The organism is Pseudomonas moraviensis subsp. stanleyae (assembly GCF_036283065.1).
GTDB classification, from domain to species: domain Bacteria; phylum Pseudomonadota; class Gammaproteobacteria; order Pseudomonadales; family Pseudomonadaceae; genus Aquipseudomonas; species Aquipseudomonas stanleyae.
In genome coordinates this window covers 67,640-87,887 of record NZ_JAADJI010000008.1, presented here as the reverse complement: position 1 = coordinate 87,887, position 20,248 = coordinate 67,640, and the positions used below count along the sequence as shown (strand labels likewise).

At 60.7% G+C, this 20,248-nt stretch carries 13 protein-coding genes; all 13 read left to right on the top strand.

Annotated features, from left to right (window positions below):
• The first annotated feature begins 6 nt into the window (after positions 1-6).
• The 13 genes from flgH (at position 7) to GXB78_RS15635 (ending at position 20,231) form a co-directional block, all read left to right on the top strand.
• A complete protein-coding gene (gene flgH, locus GXB78_RS15695) occupies positions 7-702 on the top strand; it encodes a flagellar basal body L-ring protein FlgH (RefSeq protein ID WP_016771110.1) in 696 nt (231 codons plus the stop codon).
• 27 nt (positions 703-729) lie between these two features.
• Positions 730-1,818 carry a flagellar basal body P-ring protein FlgI gene (locus tag GXB78_RS15690; RefSeq protein ID WP_024012083.1) on the top strand — a complete coding sequence of 363 codons (1,089 nt, stop codon included), beginning with the start codon at positions 730-732 and terminating at the stop codon, positions 1,816-1,818.
• Positions 1,819-1,829: 11 nt separating this feature from the next.
• Complete coding sequence (flgJ, locus tag GXB78_RS15685; RefSeq protein ID WP_329516027.1) at positions 1,830-3,143, top strand: flagellar assembly peptidoglycan hydrolase FlgJ; 1,314 nt, start codon at positions 1,830-1,832, stop codon at positions 3,141-3,143.
• Positions 3,144-3,168: 25 nt separating this feature from the next.
• Positions 3,169-5,214: a flagellar hook-associated protein FlgK gene (gene flgK, locus GXB78_RS15680; protein WP_329516026.1), complete on the top strand. Its 2,046-nt coding sequence runs from the start codon at positions 3,169-3,171 to the stop codon at positions 5,212-5,214.
• A 13-nt stretch (positions 5,215-5,227) separates the two neighbouring features.
• On the top strand, positions 5,228-6,796 hold the full coding sequence (locus tag GXB78_RS15675; RefSeq protein ID WP_329516025.1) for a flagellar hook-associated protein 3: 1,569 nt from the start codon (positions 5,228-5,230) through the stop codon (positions 6,794-6,796).
• Between the two features lie 110 nt (positions 6,797-6,906).
• A complete protein-coding gene (locus GXB78_RS15670) occupies positions 6,907-10,500 on the top strand; it encodes a glycosyltransferase (protein WP_329516024.1) in 3,594 nt (1,197 codons plus the stop codon).
• Between the two features lie 1,688 nt (positions 10,501-12,188).
• A complete protein-coding gene (gene rfbF, locus GXB78_RS15665) occupies positions 12,189-12,962 on the top strand; it encodes a glucose-1-phosphate cytidylyltransferase (RefSeq protein ID WP_039761130.1) in 774 nt (257 codons plus the stop codon).
• Positions 12,944-14,026 carry a CDP-glucose 4,6-dehydratase gene (gene rfbG, locus GXB78_RS15660; protein ID WP_329516023.1) on the top strand — a complete coding sequence of 361 codons (1,083 nt, stop codon included), beginning with the start codon at positions 12,944-12,946 and terminating at the stop codon, positions 14,024-14,026. Before rfbF ends, rfbG begins: the two co-directional genes overlap by 19 nt.
• Complete coding sequence (gene rfbC, locus GXB78_RS15655) at positions 14,023-14,583, top strand: dTDP-4-dehydrorhamnose 3,5-epimerase (RefSeq protein WP_329516022.1); 561 nt, start codon at positions 14,023-14,025, stop codon at positions 14,581-14,583. The genes rfbG and rfbC overlap by 4 nt, the downstream gene beginning before the upstream one ends.
• Positions 14,580-15,452: an NAD-dependent epimerase/dehydratase family protein gene (locus tag GXB78_RS15650; protein ID WP_329516021.1), complete on the top strand. Its 873-nt coding sequence runs from the start codon at positions 14,580-14,582 to the stop codon at positions 15,450-15,452. Before rfbC ends, GXB78_RS15650 begins: the two co-directional genes overlap by 4 nt.
• On the top strand, positions 15,442-16,512 hold the full coding sequence (locus GXB78_RS15645) for a class I SAM-dependent methyltransferase (RefSeq protein ID WP_329516020.1): 1,071 nt from the start codon (positions 15,442-15,444) through the stop codon (positions 16,510-16,512). Before GXB78_RS15650 ends, GXB78_RS15645 begins: the two co-directional genes overlap by 11 nt.
• A 17-nt stretch (positions 16,513-16,529) precedes the next feature.
• Positions 16,530-17,267, top strand: a complete 738-nt coding sequence (locus tag GXB78_RS15640; protein ID WP_329516019.1) for a cephalosporin hydroxylase family protein — start codon at positions 16,530-16,532, stop codon at positions 17,265-17,267.
• Positions 17,268-17,321: 54 nt separating this feature from the next.
• Positions 17,322-20,231, top strand: coding sequence for a glycosyltransferase family 2 protein (locus GXB78_RS15635; protein ID WP_329516018.1), 2,910 nt, complete (start codon positions 17,322-17,324; stop codon positions 20,229-20,231).
• The last annotated feature ends 17 nt before the right edge of the window (positions 20,232-20,248 follow it).

Genomic DNA, 20,248 nt, shown 5'->3' with positions numbered 1-20,248 from the left:
AGGGTCATGAAGCGCTTTGTATCTGTTCTGGCATTGAGTGGGGTCGTCTCGCTCGCGGGCTGCGTCGCCCCGACGCCCAAGCCCAATGACCCTTACTACGCCCCGGTGTTGCCGCGCACACCGTTGCCGGCGGCCGCCAACAACGGCTCGATCTATCAGGCCGGCTTCGAGCAGAACCTGTACAGCGACCGCAAGGCGTTCCGGGTCGGTGACATCATCACCATCACCCTGAACGAGCGCACTCAGGCGAGCAAGAATGCCAACTCGCAGATGGACAAGAACAGCGATAACTCGATCGGCCTGACCTCGTTGTTCGGCTCCAGCCTGACCACCAACAACCCGATTGGTGGCGGTGACCTGAGCCTCAATGCCGGCTACAGCGCCGACCGTTCGACCAAGGGCGACGCCAAGTCCGGGCAGAGCAACAGCCTGACCGGCTCGATCACCGTGACCGTGGCCGACGTGCTGCCCAACGGCATCATCGCCGTGCGTGGCGAGAAGTGGCTGACCCTCAACACCGGTGACGAACTGGTGCGCATCGCCGGCATGGTCCGCGCCGATGACATCGCAACCGACAACACCGTGTCGTCGACCCGCGTCGCCGATGCGCGCATCACCTACTCGGGTACCGGCGCGTTTGCCGATACGAGTCAGCCAGGCTGGTTCGACCGTTTCTTCCTCAGCCCGCTGTTCCCTTTCTAGGTGGCTACGTTGAATCTGAAAAGCCTTATGGTGGCCGCGTTGTTGATGTCTGCGGCTTTCACCGCACACGCCGAGCGGCTGAAAGACATCGCCAGCATTTCCGGCGTGCGCTCCAACCAGTTGATCGGTTACGGCCTGGTGGTCGGGCTTAACGGCACCGGCGACCAGACGACGCAGACCCCGTTCACCCTGCAGACCTTCAACAACATGCTCTCGCAGTTCGGCATCAAGGTACCGCCGGGATCGGGCAACGTGCAGTTGAAGAACGTCGCGGCGGTGTCGGTGAGTGCCGATCTGCCGGCGTTTGCCAAACCGGGTCAGCAGGTCGATATCACCGTGTCCTCGATCGGTAACTCCAAGAGCCTGCGCGGCGGCACCTTGTTGCTGACGCCGCTCAAAGGTATCGACGGCAACGTCTATGCGATCGCTCAGGGCAACCTGGTGGTTGGCGGTTTCGATGCTGAAGGCCGTGACGGTTCGAAGATCACCGTCAACGTTCCGTCGGCCGGTCGCATCCCTGGCGGTGCGTCGGTGGAACGTGCGGTGCCGAGCGGTTTCAACCAGGGCAACAGCCTGACGCTGAACCTCAACCGCTCCGACTTCACCACCGCCAAGCGCATCGTCGACAAGGTCAACGACATGCTCGGCCCTGGCGTCGCCCAAGCCATCGACGGCGGATCGGTGCGCGTGACTGCGCCGCTGGATCCGAGCCAGCGTGTCGACTACCTGTCGATCCTGGAAAACCTCGAGATCGATCCGGGTCAGGCGGTGGCGAAAGTCATCATCAACTCGCGCACCGGCACCATCGTCATCGGCCAGAACGTGAAAGTGTCGCCAGCCGCCGTGACCCACGGCAGCCTGACCGTGACCATCACCGAAGACCCGATCGTCAGCCAGCCGGGCCCGCTGTCCAACGGCCAGACCGCCGTGGTGCCGCGCTCGCGGGTGAACGCCGAACAGGAAGCCAAACCGATGTTCAAGTTCGGCCCGGGCACCACCCTCGACGAGATCGTCCGTGCGGTGAACCAGGTCGGCGCAGCACCGGGTGACCTGATGGCAATTCTCGAAGCTCTGAAGCAGGCCGGCGCATTGCAAGCCGACCTGATCGTGATCTGAGGCCGGCCACCATGGATATGCGCAAAAGCGGTCTGGTCAGCAGCAGCGATTCGGGTTCCTACTCGGACCTCAATCGTCTGAACCAGCTCAAGGTCGGCGACAAGAACAGCGACGAAAACATGCGCAAGGTTGCGCAGGAATTCGAGTCGCTGTTCCTTGGTGAAATGCTCAAATCGATGCGCTCGGCGACCAACGCCTTGGGTGAAGACAATCCGCTGAACACGCCGGCCGCCAAGCAATATCAGGAGATGTACGACCAGCAACTGGCGGTTTCCATGTCCCGCGAGGGCGGTGGTATCGGCCTGGCTGACGTGCTGATCCGGCAGATGTCGAAGAACAAACCGATGGCGCCGGGCGAGGCTGCGGCCGCGTCCGCCGCCAAGCAACAGGAAGCGTTGGCCAAGGCCGCCGCGGTGCCGACGCCGGTTGCCGCCGGCACCGTCGCCACCGGTCCGCTGTCGCGCGTCAACGGCGAGCGTCCATTGTGGGCGTCGCGCTCGGTGCATGCGCCGAACACCGATATTTCCCATCGCAACGACATGGCGCTGATCAATCAGCGGCGACTGGCGCTGCCGCCGAAACTGGCCGATCGCTTGCTCGCAGGCCTGGTGCCGTCGGCGCCGAGCGCTGCCACTGCAACCACCACGGCGGCCGCGACCAACGCCTTGCCGCAACGTGCCACGACCACCGCCGTCAGCGGTTCCGGCGCGTTGTACAACGGCGACTGGCTGGCCCGTGCCGAAGAGCAGAAAGCCGCCGGCGGACAGATGCAGGTCTACGGCCGCGCCATGGCGCAGATTCCGCTGGCACCGGCGAAGAAGGCCTTCAGTTCCGCCGACGAATTCGTCAACACCATGCTGCCGATGGCCAAGGAAGCCGCCGACCGCATCGGCGTCGATCCGCGTTATCTGGTGGCGCAAGCGGCACTGGAAACCGGCTGGGGCAAATCGGTCATGCGCGCCCAGGATGGCAGCAGCAGCCACAACCTGTTCGGCATCAAGGCGAGCAGCAACTGGAAGGGCGATTCGGCCCGCGCGATCACCAGCGAGTTCCGCAATGGTGCGATGGTCAAGGAGACGGCGGAGTTCCGTTCCTATGCCTCGTACAAGGACAGCTTCCACGATCTGGTGACGTTGCTGCAGAGCAACAATCGCTATCAAGAAGTGCTGAAGTCGGCCGATAACCCAGAACAGTTTGTACGCGAGTTGCAGAAGGCCGGTTACGCCACCGACCCGAACTACGCGACGAAGATTTCGCAAATTGCCAAGCAGATGAACAGTTTTGAAAACTACGCTGCGGCGGGTGTCTCCACCACGCCTTTATAAGGCACCAGGTAATAAGGTCTGAACCATGAGTTTGCTCAATATCGGGATGTCGGGACTGTCGGCCAGCCAGTCCTCTCTGGCTACGACAGGCAACAACATTGCCAACGTCGACACCGCCGGTTATTCACGTCAGCAAACCGTGCAGGGCACCAAGTCCTCGCAGCAGTACGGCAACGTTTTCATCGGCACGGGCACAACCCTGGCCGACGTGCGCCGGGTGTACAACTCGTACCTGGAATCGCAGCTGCACACCGCGACTTCGCTGGACAGCGAATCGGCCGCGTTCCTCAAGCAGGCGACGCCGCTGGATTCCATTCTGTCGGACACCAACACCGGCCTGACCGGGGTGCTGCAGAAATTCTTCACCTCGATGCAGGGCGTATCGACGTCGGCCACCGATGACACCTCGCGTCAGTCGGTGCTGACCGGTGCGCAGGCGCTGACCAGCCGTTTCAATACCCTGGCCAAGCAGCTCAACGATCAGAACACCACGATCAATGGCAGCCTCGGCGACATGACCGCCCAGGTGAACAAACTCGCCACCTCGATTGCCAATCTCAACCAGAAGATCGGCGAAATCTCCACCAGTGGCGGGGCGCCGAACGACCTGCTCGACAGCCGTAACGAAGCGGTGCGTCAGCTCTCCGAGCTGACCGGCGCCCAGGTCGTCGAGCGCGGCACCAGCTTCGACATCTATGTCGGCAGCGGTCAGCCGCTGGTCATCGGCAACACCACCAACAGCCTGAGCATGGTCGCGAGCAAGACTGACCCGTCGCGCATGGCGATCCAGATGGATCGCGGCTCAAGCACCATCGACATCACTTCGGTGATCAGCGGTGGCGAAATCGGCGGTCTGCTGACCTATCGCAAGGAAGTCCTCGATCCGTCGCTCAACGAACTCGGTCGCGTGGCGTTGGTGATTGCCGATCAGATCAACAGCCAGCAAGCCCAGGGCATCGACAAGAACGGTGACTTCGGCGCGGCGATTTTCAACAACATCAACAGTGCCGCACTGATCAGTCAGCGCAGCATTGCGAAGGACGGCAACAGCGCCGGCTCCGGCAACCTCGATGTAACCATCAAGGACACCGGCAAGCTGACCACCAGCGACTATCAGGTGACCTTCACCAGCGCCACCGATTACACCGTCAAACGTTCCGACGGCACCGATCTGGGTGCGTTCAGCACCACGACCAATCCGCCGCCAGTGATCGATGGCTTCACCCTGGCGCTCAAGGGTGGCGCGCTGAGCGCAGGTGACTCGTTCAAAGTCACGCCGACCCGCAACGCGGCGGCGAGCATTCAGACGGTGCTCAGCGATCCGAAGAAAATCGCAGCGGCCGGTCCCTTGACCGGTGTCGCCAGCGCCAATGGTCTGGGCAATTACACCCAGCCGACGCTCAGCGACAAGATCGACATTTACAACCCGACCGCTCAGGCCGACATGCAGGCGGCGCTGAAGAATTCGACGCCGGTCAAACTGGTATTCGGCGCAGCCAGTGGCGGCAGCCAGTCCTACAATCTGGTGGATGCCAAGGGCGCGACCATCGGCACCGGCACCATCGTGCCTGGCCAGTCGAACACGCTGAATTTGAAAGTCGGCATCGTCGATGCCAGCGGCAACCCGGTGATGGACACCACGGTCACGCCGAACGTGCAGAAGACTTTTACCGTACAGACCACCGTGGGCGGCACGCCGAAATCCGGCGAGACCTTCACCATGAACCTGACCGGCGCGGCGTCTTCGGACAACCGCAACGCCCAGGCACTGGTCGCGTTGCAAACCAAACAGACCGTGGACACCGGTTCGGCGAGCAAGGGCATCAGCCTGACCGACGCCTACAACACTCTGGTGACCAACGTCGGTACCAAGACTGCCCAGGGCAAGTCCGACAGCGCCGCGACCACGGCGATTCTCGAGAACGCCAAGGGTGCCCGCGATTCGCTGTCCGGGGTCAACCTGGATGAAGAAACCGGCAACTTGGTCAAGTACCAGCAGTACTACACAGCGTCTTCGCAGATCATCAAAGCTGCGCAGGAAACTTTCGCTACGCTGATCAACAGCCTTTAAGGAGTCGTAATTCATGCGCATTTCCACCGCCCAGTATTACGGAACGCAAGCTTCGGATTATCAGCGTAACTTCAACAAGGCTGTCGCCACCGCGAGCGAGGCGAGCAGCCTGCAACGCATCAACACCGCCGCCGATGATCCGATCGGTGCCGGGCGCTTGCTGCAATTGGGTCAGCAGGCCGCGATGCTCGATCAGTACAAGACCAACGTCGATACCACCAAAAGTGCCTTGACCGTGCAGGAGTCCACGCTGGATTCGATCACCACGGCGTTGGCACGCGCCAAGGAACTTGCGCTGGCCGCGAACAACGGCACGATCACCGACAAGGACCGCCAGGCGTACGCTTCGGAAATGGGCGAAATCCAGCAACAGGTGCTGGGCCTGATGAACGCCAAGGACGCCAACGGCAACTACCTGTTCTCGGGTTCGAAAACCGATACGGCGCCGTACTCGAAGAATTCTGACGGCACTTTCACCTATAACGGCGACCAGACCACCATCAATCTGGGCATCGGCGATGGCTTGACGGTCGGCACCAACACCACTGGTTGGGACGCCTTCCAGCAGACCATCAACACCGGTCGCACCAACACCAAAATGACTGCGCCAGCCGTCGATGACGGCCGTGTCGTGCTGTCCAACGGCACCGTCGGCACCGCCGCCACCTACGATGCCAAGTTCACCGCAGGCCAGCCGTATACCATTGATTTCGTCAGCAGCACCCAGCTGAAAATTACCGATGCCCTGGGCAACGATGTGACCGCCGAGGCGAGCCAGAATGGCCTGGTCAGCAACAGCAGCGGCGCCAACCAGACTGTCAGCTTCCGTGGCGTCGACCTCAAGCTGAACGTCAACCTGAAGGCCGGTGACACCAACCCGGACGCGGTCATTGCCGGGCACAGCTTCCAGTTGTCGACCACGCCGGATTCGTTCACGACCACGCGCAATCCGGGTAACCCGTCGACCGCCGTGATCACCGGTTCGACCATCACCGATCAGGCGGCTTACACCGCAGCCTTCCCGCAGGGTGGCGCCGTCCTCAAGTTCACCAGTGCCACCGATTTCGATCTGTATGCCGCGCCAGTGACGGCCGACAGCAAGCCGGTTTCCTCGGGCACGGTAGTGGGCGGTAACGCGACGGCTGCCGGTGTGACTTTCGCACTGGGCAACACGCCGGCAACGGGTGATCAGTTCTCGATCCAGCCGAACAATCACCAGACCCAGAACGTGCTCGACACCCTGGGCCAGATGATCACCGCGCTGAACACGCCGGTTGACGGCGATCCGGTTGCCAAGCAGAAATTGCAGGGTGCGATGGAGGCAGGCCTCGGTAACATCGATGCCGCGTCCAATCAGATCGGCACGGCGGTTACTACCATTGGTGCCCGCGGTCAGGCGCTGGACATGCAGGCCATTACCAACGACAGCCTGAGCACGGCGAACACCACGACTCAAGGCTCGATCCGTGATTCCGATCCGGCTGAAGTGATGACCCGTCTGACCCTGCAACAGACCATGCTGCAGGCTGCGCAACTGGCGTTCAGCAAGATCAGTCAGTTGGGCCTGTTCAACAAGATCTGATCGTTGGCGGGCGCGCGCGCGCCCGTTGACCTGGCCCCTTCAGTCAATGTTTTTTCGCGGTACCCAGGGCTCGCTTTTCCGGGCAGGCTCGTACCGCCTGTGAGCCCGCCGTGAATTCACTTCCCCTCGTCAGCATCGCCATTCCTGCCTTCAATCCGCGCTTCTTCGAGCGGACGCTGAACAGCGCCGTCAGCCAGACCTACAGCAATCTGGATATCGTCGTTTGCGATGACAGCCGCGGCGACCAGATCGAGTCCATCGTCAACGCGATAGTTGAGCAGACGGGCGTGATGGTGCGTTATGTGCGCAATCCACAGACGTTGGGGCTGGTGGGCAATCTGAAGGTCTGTCTCGAACAGGCGCGCGGCGAATTCATCAAGTTCCTGTGTGATGATGACTTGCTCTATTCAGTCTGTATCGAACAGCAGGCTCGAGAGTTGCAACGCGCAGAAGTCAGTCTGGTGGTGGCACAGCGACTGCTGTGGGATGCCAACGACATCATCCTGCCGGCCCGTTTGGAAAACACCTCGTTATCGCCAGTCAGCGCTTTGCTCAAAGGCGACGATGTCCTGAGTATCTTCGAAAAATTCCCGGTCAACGTGCTCGGCGGCTTCAGCAGTGCGTTGTTCCGGCGCGCCGACGTCGCCGAACTGTTGCCGGCTCTCACTGAAGAAGGCGCATGTTTCGTCGCCACTCTGGATTTTGCCTTGTATGTCTGTCTGCTGCGGCGCGGCAACATGGTGACGTCCAACAATGTTCTGAGCGCCGAACGCCTTTATCCGGAACGTCTGAGTGCGCAGCAGCCGATGAAAGATGCGGCCGAGGTTGAGCGCGAGTGGATCTCGCAGATGCTCGAAGTCCGCAGCGGCGAGTCGGCACCGGCATCAGGCTGGGTTCGCTATGTGCAACTGACCAAGGCCGACGAGTTGCCGCGCGTCTGGGAAGAGCTGCCGCTGAGCCGCACTCTGGGGGGCAAACAGAGTCGTCAGGAACTGGCCGTGGGTGTCGACAGCTTCAGTTTTGGTGAGCTGTACGCGCAGTGGCTGGGGTGTCGGGTACTCACCGAAGCGCAGCGTAAATGGCTGCCGGAAACCCTCGAGGGCTGGTCGTTTCAGCCGCGAATCGTGCCGATCATCATCGACGCGCAGGGCAGTCGCGACAACCTTGACCGCACCCTTGAAGCGCTCGCTGCCCAGGATTACCCGCCGGAACTGGTGCTGGTGCTGTCCGCAGCCTGTACCGAAACGCAGCTGCACGAACGGGTGTTCCACATGCCGTTGCAGGATGACGGGCTGGAGCAGATCAATACGCTGCTGCCGCAGTTGGAAGGCGCCGACTGGTTCTACCTGCTGCAACCGGGTGACTGCCCGGTTGCGCCGGCGTTGCTGGTGATGGCCGATCGTATTGCCCACTCGCGGTTTCTGACCTGCCTGTATAGCGACGAAGGCAGTTTGCGCGACGGTGAATCGGCGGAACCGGCGTTCAAACCGGATTTCAACCTCGATCTGATGCGTAGCTATCCGTACGTTGGCCGCGCGCTGGCGTTTCAGCGCGAACGTTTTCTCGCGCTCGGCGGTTTCACTCCGACGCTCGCCGAACTGGCACCCCATGATGTGCTCTGGCGGATGGTCGAAAGCGATGGCCTGCAGGTCGTCGGGCACATTGCCGAGGTGTTGCTGGAATCGAAATTCGACCTGTCGCAATGGCTGACGGATCCGCGCGTCGTCGAGCAGAGTCCGCGCATTCTCGAGGCGCATCTGCAACGCCTGGGTATTGCTCACACCATCCGACGAGGCAGCCGCGAACTGCTCAATCGTGTCGACTACCACCACGCACGGCGTCCTTTGGTCTCGGTAATCATCGTCACCCAGGACCAGACCGCAGCCTTGCAGCGCTGTGTCGAGACACTGCTGGAAAAGACCGCTTACAGTGAGTACGAATTGCTCCTGGTCGATAACGGCAGCGAAAGCGCCGAAGCGCTGGCCTGGCTGGAAGGCATGGCACAGTTGGGCGGTGAACGCATTCGCGTGCTCAAGTATCCGCAAAAGGGCAACGCTGCGGCCTTGCACAATTTCGCCGTGCAACAGGCACGCGGTGAGTATGTGCTGATGCTCAACGCCTTTGCCGTGATCACCCAGTCCGACTGGCTCGACGAATTGCTCAATCATGCGCAGCGGCCGGAAGTCGGCGTGGTCGGCGCCAAGCTGTTCAGCCCCGACGGCGGTGTGCTGCACGCTGGCTTGATCCTCGGATTGAGCGGACCCGTCGGGTTGCCGTTCCATGGCCAGCCGATGCGGTCGGAAGGTTATATGTACCGCTTGCAGGCGGTGCATGACCTCAGTGCTGTGGGCGGTGACTGTCTGATGATTCGCAAGTCGGTCTTCGACGCCGCTGGCGGCCTTGATGAGCAGGATCTCAAGCAAACGCTGAATGTCGTGGACCTGTGTCTGCGCGTCGGCCGCAACGGTTATCTGGTGGTGATCAACCCGTATGCCATGCTGGCTCTGGGCGCGCGGCCAGGCATGGCGGCGACGGCGGAAGAGGAAGCGCAGCATGCCGAGGAAAAGGATGTGTTTTATCAGCGCTGGTTACCGCTGGTTGCGCGTGACCCGGCCTACAACGTGAACCTGACGCTGCAGGGCGTCGGTGCCACCAACTTCAGTCTTGAGCCGGGCCTGCGCACCGGCTGGAGCGCGTTCTCCAAAGCGCAACTGCCGAATGTACTGGCGGTGCCGATCAACGCCTCTGCGATCGGCCACTACCGCATGAGCCAGCCACTGATCGAGCTGGAAGCGGCCAATCGGGCGGAGGGACGAATCTGCTATGGCTTACCTTCGATCATTGACATCGAGCGTCAGGCGCCCGATGTCATCGTCCTGCAAGGGCGCTACTCGGAGCACGCCATTGATGAAATCCCGCCGCTGAAGAAGTTCTTCAACGCCCGACGGATTTTCGAACTCGACGACTACGTGATCGACGTTCCTCATCGCAATGCGCACATTCGCAACATGCCGAGCAAGCAGGACATGGAGCGCATGGTGCGCCGCGCGATCGGACTGTGTGATCGTGTGGTCGTCTCGACCGCGCCGCTGGCCAACGCGCTGACGGACATGCATCACGACATCCGCGTGGTGCCGAACATGTTGGCCAAGGATTTGTGGGGGCATCTGCGCGGCCAGCGTCGCACCTCGAAGAAACCACGTGTCGGCTGGGGCGGCGGTACCAGTCACCACGGCGATCTGGCGGTGATCGCCGACGTAGTGCGTGAGTTGGCCAACGAAGTGGACTGGGTATTCTTCGGCATGTGCCCGGACGATCTGCTGCCGTACATGCGTGAATTCCACGGCGTGATTCCGCTGGACGAATATCCGGCCAAACTGGCCAGTCTGAACCTTGATCTGGCTTTGGCACCGCTGGAGTTTCACATCTTCAATGACTGCAAGAGCAACCTGCGGCTGCTCGAGTACGGTGCCTGCGGCTTCCCGGTGGTCTGTACCGACACCGAGGCTTATCGCGGTTATTTGCCGTGCACGCGGGTCAAGACCAACAGCACCGATGAGTGGCTGCAGGCGATTCGCATGCATCTGGCCGACCCGGATGCCAGCTACCGCATGGGGGATGAATTGCGCGAAGTCGTGCTGCGCGATTATGTGTTGCGCGGGGATAACCTGCGGTATTGGGAATATGGCTGGCTGGCGGATTGATCTTTGGGATGGGCGGCCTTTTGGGTCGCCTTTTTTTTGGGACCTTGGCGGCCTTTGGGCCGACCAGGCTCTTGGGCGTTTGGGTGAATATCCATTGCTTGGGGTGTTGCTTCTGGCGGTTTCGCCCTTACGGCGAGGCACTTTTTCCAGGCGCCGAAAAAGTACCCAAAAAGGCTTGCTCCTGCGTTCGGCCCTCGCAGGCTCGGGTTCCTTCGCTGCGGGACTGATCCGGGCGCAGCGCCTCCGGTTTGCTTCGCTGCACCTCCTCTCGCTGTGTTTGGCTACGCCAAACGGTCGCTGCGCTCCCACGCCCGGATCAATCCCTCCACTCAGCCTTCCGAAGTCGCCCGTGGATCAAGATCAAAAGCGGTACTCGAGCTTGCGCTCATTGTTTTGAGTGGTGAAAAGCGTGTGGTCTGCTTTGGATCTGTGTTGGATTCGCCCCTCACCCCAGCCCTCTCCCGAGGGAGAGGGGGGCCGATTTTTGGGCTTTTCAAAAGCTGTGTTCGACGCGGTATCGCACGTCGGCGTACCTTGCCCAAACACCTCGGTCAGTCCCCTCTCCCTCTGGGAGAGGGCTAGGGTGAGGGGGCTTTTGATCTTGTGCATATTTGCATTCGACTCGGTATCACAGGACGACGTAACTCGTCCAAACACCTCGGTCAGTCCCCTCTCCCTCTGGGAGAGGGCTAGGGTGAGGGGGCTTTTGATCTTGTGCATATTTGCATTCGACTCGGTATCACAGGACGACGTAACTCGCCCAAACACCTCGGTCAGTCCCCTCTCCCTCTGGGAGAGGGCTAGGGTGAGGGGCTTTTGATCTTGTGCATATTTGCATTCGACTCGGTATCACAGGACGACGTAACTCGCCCAAACACCTCGGTCAGTCCCCTCTCCCTCTGGGAGAGGGCTAGGGTGAGGGGCTCTTGATCTGGCTTTGGCTTTTGCTCTGGCTTTTGATCTTTCGCCCCTTCGGCAGGCTGCGCCCGGATCGATCCCTCCACTCAGCCTTCCGAAGTCGCCCGTGGATCAAGATCAAAAGCACTCGAGCTTGCGCTCATTGTTGAGTGGTGAAAAGCGTTTGGTCTGCTTTGGATCTGTGTTGGATTCGCCCCTCACCCCAGCCCTCTCCCGAGGGAGAGGGGGCCGATTTTTGGGCTTTTCAAAAGCTGTGTTCGACGCGGTATCGCACGTCGGCGTACCTTGCCCAAACACCTCGGTCAGTCCCCTCTCCCTCTGGGAGAGGGCTAGGGTGAGGGGCTCTTGATCTGGCTTTGGCTTTTGCTCTGGCTTTTGCTCTTTCGCCCCTTCGGCAGGCTGCGCCCGGATCGATCCCGTAACGAAGGTACCCCGAGCCCCAGCGAGCGGGCCGTACGCCGGGGCAAAGCCTTTTGGTTCCTTTTTGCTGGGCCGGCACTCCGGCGTTTGAAAAAGGGACTCGCTGTAAGAGCGAAACCGCTGTCGGCAGCACCCGCAGCAACGGATATGCCCCCAATCAAGATGCTCAGCCCGTGCCCTGCCACCACCATTATGAGCTGGCGCGTTTCCTGCAAGTCCCCCGCAAATCGCCATAAAACGAGCGCTCGCGGTCATTGCACTTGCGCCCGGAACGGCAAAAGGTGTCGCCGCAAGGCCCGCAACGCTCAACAAAGCCATGCGCAGCCCGGTGAAGAACAAGAGGGGAGACGATGAAGGCAGTAATTTTGGCGGGTGGCCTCGGCACGCGCATCAGTGAAGAGTCGCACCTCAAGCCCAAGCCGATGATCGAGATCGGTGGCAAGCCAATTCTCTGGCACATCATGAAGCAGTATTCCGCTCACGGGATCCACGACTTCGTCATCTGCCTGGGCTACAAGGGCTATGCGATCAAGGACTTCTTCGCCAACTACTTCCTGCATACCTCCGACGTCACCTTCAACATGCGCGAGAACCGCATGGAGGTGCACCAGAATTACAGCGAGCCGTGGAGCGTCACGCTGGTCGACACCGGCGAAGAAACCATGACCGGTGGCCGCCTCTTGCGCACTGCGCCTTATCTCAAGGACGAGAAAGCCTTTTGCTTTACCTACGGCGACGGCGTCTCGGATATCGATATCGGCGCTCTGATCCGTTTTCACGAAGCGCACGGCAAGCTCGCGACCGTAACGGCCGTGCAGCCTCCTGGCCGTTACGGCGCGTTGCAACGCACAGGCCACCAAGTCATGGGTTTCACCGAGAAGCCGCGAGGTGACGGCGGCTGGATCAATGGTGGTTTCTTCGTGCTGTCGCCGCAGGTGCTGCCTTACATCGCGGGCGATGCGACCAGTTGGGAAGCCGAGCCGTTGATGCAACTGGCCGAGCTGGAACAACTGCATGCCTACGAACACTCGGGCTTCTGGCAACCCATGGACACCCTGCGCGACAAGAACCATCTCGAAGCGCTGTGGCAGAGCGGGGAGGCCCCATGGAAGCAGTGGGCCTGAGTGCGGATTTCTGGCGTGGCAAGCGCGTTCTCGTCACCGGACATACCGGTTTCAAGGGCAGTTGGCTGACCCTGTGGCTGCAAAGCCTCGGCGCGCAGGTCAGCGGTTTTTCCCTGGACCCATCGACCGAACCGAGCCTGTTCGAACTGGCGCGCGTACACCAAGGCATTAACGACCAGCGCGGCGATTTGCGTGACCTCGGTGCCTTGCTGGAGATCATCGCCGAGACCGAGCCGGAAATCGTTCTGCATCTGGCGGCCCAGCCGTTGGTGCGCGAGGGCTATCGCGACCCGCTCGGCACTTACTCCAGTAACGTCATGGGTACGCTGAACCTGCTCGAAGCGATTCGTCAGGTCGGCGGCGTGCGTGCCTGCGTGCTGGTCACCACCGACAAGGTCTACGCCAACAAGGAATGGCTGTGGCCGTACCGCGAAGACGAAGCCCTCGGTGGCCACGATCCTTACAGCAGCAGCAAGGCCTGCTGTGAACTGCTCGCGCAGTCCTATGCCGCGTCGTTTTTCCCGGCGGACAAACATGCCGAGCATGGTCTGGCCCTGGCGACTGCGCGTGCCGGCAATGTGCTGGGCGGTGGTGACTTCGCCCCGGAACGTCTGATTCCCGATGTGTTGAAAGCCTGGAGCGCAGACGAGCCGGTCACCCTGCGCTACCCGCAAGCCGTGCGCCCCTGGCAGCATGCGCTGGAGCCGCTGGCCGGCTATCTGCAACTGGCTGCCGCCCTTTACGAATACGGCGCCGAATACGCCGGTGCGTGGAATTTCGGCCCCGGTGAGGCAGACATGTGCAGCGTCGGCGAAGTGGTCGAACTGCTCGCCAATCGTTGGCCGCAGGCCCGTGGTCTGCGCATCGAACCAAGTGAACTGCACGAGGCCGGTCTGCTGCGTCTGGACAGCAGTCGCGCGCGGCAGGTGCTTGGATGGACGCCGCGCTGGACGCTGGAACAATGCCTGACGCAAACCCTCGACTGGCATCTGGCGTGGCAGCACGGCGATGACATGCGCGCCGTTACCTTGAACCAATTGAATCTGTACAGAGAGCGTTCATGAGCGATTACACCCTGCAAACAACGCCGTTGGAGGGCCTGTACCTCATCCAGCAGAAAGTCTTCTGCGATGAGCGCGGGCGTTTCGCCCGGCTGTTCTGCCAGAGTCGTCTGACCGTCCAGGGTCGTCCTTTCGCGATCCGCCAGATCAATCATTCGCGCACGGTTGGGGAAGGTAGCGTACGCGGTCTGCATTTTCAGAAGGCCGGGTATGCCGAATCCAAACTGATTACCTGCGTGCGCGGCGCGGTCTGGGATGTGGCGGTCGACTTGCGCCCGCAATCGCCAACGTATTTGCAGTGGCACGCACAAGAACTGCGCGCCGATGATGGCCTCAGTTTTTTGATTCCCGCCGGTTTCGCCCACGGCTTCCAGTCACTGACCGATGAATCGGAAGTGCTGTACCTTACCGATGCCGATTACGCACCGGAGCATGAAGCGGGTTTGTCGGCCATTGATCCGGCACTCGCGATCACATGGCCGCTGCCCGTCAAGAATTTGTCAGCCAAGGATTCCAGTCATCCGCTGCTCGACAAACAGTTTCAGGGAGTCGAGCTTTGACGGCGACCACCACCACTGTGCTGGTCACTGGCGCCACCGGCTTCGTCGGTCGCCACTTGGTCAGCGCTGTGCTTTCCAAAGGCTTCAAAGTGCGTGCGGTTGCGCGCACCCTCGACTCGGTTCGCAGTTTGCCGTGGTTCGCGCAAGTGGAATTTGTCGCCGCCGATCTGCACGCGCCCGACCTCGACGTCGAACGTCTGGTTGAGGGCGTCGACGTAGTCGCGCATCTGGCCTGGAGCGGCTTGCCAAACTATCAGGCGTTGTTCCACTTCGAGCGCAACCTGCCGGCAGATTATGCGTTTCTCAAGCGAGCAGTGATTGCGGGCGTGGGCCAGGTGCTAGTCACCGGCACCTGCTTTGAATACGGCTTGCAAAGCGGCCCGTTGGCCGAGTCGGTTTCGCCCCAACCCTGCACACCTTACGGACTGGCCAAGCACACCTTGCGCCTGTTTCTCGAAGCATTGCAGCGCGAGCATGCATTCACCCTGCAATGGGCGCGATTGTTCTATCTCTATGGCGAAGGGCAGAACAGCAACAGCCTGTTGGCCAGCCTCGACCGTGCCATCGATGGTGGTGAGGCGTACTTCAACATGTCGCAGGGTGATCAGCTTCGCGATTACCTGGAAGTCGGCGAGGTAGCTGCACAACTGACGTCCCTGATCGGCCGGCCTGACGTCGGCGGTGTCATCAATTGCTGCAGCGGACGGCCGATATCCGTACGTGCGCTGGTTGAACAGCGTGTTCGCGAGCGCCAGTCCGCCATCAAGCTGAATCTGGGCCATTACGGTTATTCCGCCCATGAGCCCATGGCGTTCTGGGGCGATGCCCAGCGAATCTCGCAACTGAAGGGGCAAGAACATGCTGCATGAACTTTATCGCGCGACCGGACTGCCGGTGTTGCAGAACCGCACGTTTGCCAGCGTCGAAGAGGCGCGGGCCTCAGGGGCGGCAGACATTGTGCTGGTACAGGACAGCCAAAGCGGGTTGATCTTCAACCAGGCCTTCGATGCCGACAAGCTGAGCTATGACGCCGACTATCAGAACGAACAGGCGCACTCGGTGCAGTTTCAGGCGCACCTCAATGCCGTCGAAGCGATTCTCGCCCGGCACTTCAAGGGCCAGACCCTGATCGAGGTCGGCTGCGGCAAGGGCTATTTCCTCGAAATGCTCCGGGAAAAAGGCTACGCCATTACCGGCATCGACCCTTCGTATGAAGGTGACAATCCCGACGTGATCAAGGCACCGTTCACCCGCGAGCTGGGGTTGGCGGCGGATGCGATCGTGTTGCGTCATGTGCTGGAACACATCAGCGATCCGCTGGCGTTTCTTGCGCAAATGGCTGCGGCCAATCAGGGCGGGCAGATCTATATCGAAGTGCCGTGCTTTGACTGGATCGTCGAGCACAATGCCTGGTTCGACGTGTTCTATGAGCACGTCAATTACTTCCGTCTCGCCGACTTGCGCGCCATGTTCGGCAGCGTGCTCGAGGCCGGGCATCTGTTCGGTGGCCAATATCTGTACATCGTTGCCGATCTCTCGACGCTGCAACGGGCGCCGGTCGAAACGCCGTCCTTGCTGACATTGTCGACAACCTTCACCGCCAGTCTCGATCACGCCGTGCAGATCATTCAAGCCGCGCCGGCACGGGGCTCGGCCATTTGGGGCGCTTCGTCCAAGGGCGTGATTTATTCTTTGGCCTTACAGCGCGCCGGCGTGGCGGTCGATCACGTCGTCGACATCAATCCGGCCAAGCAGGGCCGTTATCTGCCGCTCAGTGGCGCACGGGTTTCCTCACCACAGGAGGCCATCGATGCCTTGCCTGAAGGCGCCAATCTGTTTGTGATGAATTCCAATTACCTCGAAGAGATCAAGCGGATGACCGGTGGACGCTACGTCTATCACGCCGTCGACAGCGCTTCGTTCCAGTGACCGTTGAGATTATCAAGATGACCGAAAACAGCATCCATCAAGCCTTCGAAAACGAATGCCAGCAAGAGATCGCGCGCCAGGGTGATGACCAGAAAGTCGTGGGTCTTGCCCGGGATTTCTTCAACGAATCGGCCCGCCATAAATACAGCTACCATTTCTCGTGGATGGGCCGTCCGATCATCCAGCTGCCACAAGACATGATGGCCATGCAAGAGATCATCTGGCAGGTCAAACCGGACCTGGTCATTGAATGCGGCATCGCTCACGGCGGTTCGATCATCTACTACGCCTCGTTGCTGGAGCTGCAAGGCCACGGCGAAGTGCTGGGTATCGATCTCGATATTCGTCCACACAACCGTGAAGCGATCGAAAACCACCCGATGGCCAAGCGCATCCGAATGATCGAGGGCTCGAGCATTGATGAGGCGACCGCGCAGCAAGTCCGCGCGATTGCCGAAGGCAAGAAAGTGATTCTGGTCCTCGATTCCAACCATACCCACGACCACGTACTCGAAGAGCTGCGTTTGTACGCGCCGCTGGTTTCGGTGGGCAGCTACTGCGTGGTGATGGACACCGTGGTGGAAGACATGCCGGCGGACTTTTTCCCGGATCGCCCGTGGGGCCATGGCGATAACCCGAAAACCGCGGTGTGGAAATACCTGGAAGAGAACAAGGATTTTGAAATCGATCGGCAGATGCAGAACAAGCTGCTGATCACCGTGGCGCCGGATGGTTATCTGCGCCGCGTTCGTTAATTCGCAACATTACCCAGCGTTGTTTCGGCGAGTCGCCGGTTGTGGAGAGAAGTCATGCAAGGCAAGTACCGTTCTGAATTACCCCTCAGCGAACTGTTGACCGTTGTGCTGATTACGCACAATCGGCCAGCATTCTTGCGCCGGGCGGTGAAGTATTACAGCAGCTTGCCCTGCAGGATCATGGTGCTGGATTCGACCTTCGAACGCCCGGAGGACGACTTCAGCGCTGTGGATTATCACCATGTGCCGCAATTTGCCTACTGGGGTATGCAGGCCAAACTCGCCTACGGCGTCGAGCAGTTGACCACGCCTTTCATGGTACTGGCAGCGGACGATGATTTTATCGTGTTCGATTCGCTCTGCGAGTCGGTCGGCTTTCTTCAGGCCAATAGTGATTACGGCATGTGCCACGGCTACTGCCTGATGTATCTGGCAAAGGCCGATGGCGTGAACTACTACCGTCGCGACAAGAAAGTCCAGGAAGACTATTCGTCCGAACGGGCGCAGGATCGCGTCATTGACTATATGAGTCAGTACATCCCGCCTTTCTACGCGGTGACCCGTACCGACCTGATGAAGACCTGGCACTCGTCATTGCTGCCGGAGACCAGTTTTCAATGGCAGGAAATCGGTCATGTGTACTTTCTGCTGGCCAGCGCCAAGGCACGAATCCTGCCGATTCCCTATGTGGTGCGCGAGATCAACTACGGCGTCTCCGAACACAACACCGAGGTCTATCACTCGCTGACCTACCTGGATGCCAGGTCGGTCGCCGAGCGGGAGGCGTTTGCCGATTTCCTTGTCTCGCTGCCCACCGCCATCGAAGATCTGGACGTCCGGCAGGCGAAAGCATTTGTTCTGGAAAGCTTTGCGGCAATGGCCGATAGCCTCACCGCCCGCCGGGCGTTGACGGTGGAGTTGATTGTCGAATCGACCTGGAATCAGCAATCCGGGCGGCCGGATCGGCGTTTCGGTCCTCTGCAGTACGTCGAGATGCCGTTCTATAACCAGGCGTTTTTCGATCTTCTGGAGCAGTTTGAATTCATGCTGCATGCCTTGCCGGCTGGCCGTCTTCAGCTGGAAGGGCTGGAAGGTATCTGGACGCGCCAGGCGCACCTGCTGCAGGCGCGCAACAACGATACGCCAGAGAGTGTGATTGACCGATTGTGGCAGGCGCATGATCTGAACGCGTTCAATCAGGTGGTGGCCAAGCGTCTGGCCGCGCTCCTGCAAAACTCCGGTGACGAGGCGGCAGCGCAAGCGATGTACGAATGGATCGCCCGCCTCGAGGTGCTGACCGTCGACGATCATCAGGCAACGTTCGACAAGATGAAATCGGGTCGTTTGCTGAATTGGCTGACTGCGCGCGCGCCGGCCAGCGAACAGCTTGAGTCGATCAGCCAACACGTGGCTGCTGAAAGTGGTGGCCCGCAGTTCGGGATCTTCCTGCTTGATCTGGACAACGACATCGACAAGCTGCAGGTGTCGCTCGACAGCCTGCTCGAGGGGCATTGCAAAGCGTTCAAGATTGTCGTGTTCACCACCGGCGAAGCACCAGCCGCGACCACGGCGCAAAACACCCTGCACTTTGTCCGTGTCACACCCGGCAATGTCGTCGACAAACTCAACCAGAGCGTTCAGCAGTCGCCAAGTGACTGGTTGATGCTGGCCCAGGCCGGTGACCAGTTCACCGCCAGCGGTCTGTTGCGCGCCAGCCTCGAACTGATGTCTGCCGACGGTGTGCGTGCAGTCGCCACCGATGAAATCCAGCGCAAGGAAAACGGCGCGCTGGTCGACGTGTTCCGCCCCGGTTTCAATCTGGATCTGCTGCAAAGCGTGCCGTCGCTGATGGCGCGGCACTGGCTGATCCGCCGCGAAGTCCTGCTCGAGGCCGGCGGTTATCAGGCCGACTTCAGCAAGGCACTGGAATTCGATCTGCTGCTGCGCATCATCGAACAGGGCGGCCTCGGAGGCCTGGCGCATCTCGACGAGCCGCTGCTGATCACCGAGCAGGCGCCTCTGGAAGAAAACGCCCATGAACGCCTGGCGCTGCTGCGTCACCTGGGCAATCGCGGCTACAAGGCCAAGGTCACCTCGGCGCTGCCGGGTACCTGGCAGATCGATTATCGCCATACCGAACAACCGCTGGTGTCGATCATTGTGCCGGTCATTGATGATCTGTCGGCACTGCGTCGCTGCCTCGAAGGCGTGCTGCTGCGCACCCGTTACAGCCGCTACGAAGTGCTGCTCGCAGCCAACGGCAATCAGTCGGTCGAGGTCAACGATTGGCTGGGCACGCTGCGCCACGCCAAGGTCAATGTTCTGCGTGCCGAACAGCCGCTCGGCGAAATCGCGTTGTACAACGCCGCCAGCGAGCAGGCGCAGGGTGAATACCTGGTGCTGCTGGCCGCCGACAGCGAAGTGGTCAACCCGAACTGGATCGATTCGCTGCTCAACCATGCCCAGCGCCCGGAAGTCGGCGTCGTCGGCGCCAAACTGGTCGATCGTGACGGCAAGGTTGCCCAGGCCGGTCTGATTCTCGGCCTCAACGATGGCGTGGGTTCGCCCTTCATCGGCGAGAAACACAAGGCCGAGGGTTACATGCAGCGTCTGGCTGTCGAGCAGAATTACTCGGCGGTTTCCAAGGTGTGCCTGATGATTGGCAAGGACATGTTCAATGCCCTTGGCGGCCTGGACGAAGTGACCTTCGCGGCGGGCTATGCCGATGTCGATCTGTGCCTCAAGGCCGGTCAGGCCGGTTACCTCACCGTGTGGACGCCACTGGTGCAGGTGCTGCACACCGGCGAGCTGCCACAGGCGCCAGCGGCATTGGCGGCACTGCGTGAAAAATGGCCGGATGCCTTCGCCCAGGATCCAGCGTACAACGCCAACCTGGCCATGAGTGGCAAAGGTTTCACTCTTGGCGAAAACGCCTCGATCAATTGGGCGCAGTTGCTCGCCTGAGCAGGCCGGACAGGAAT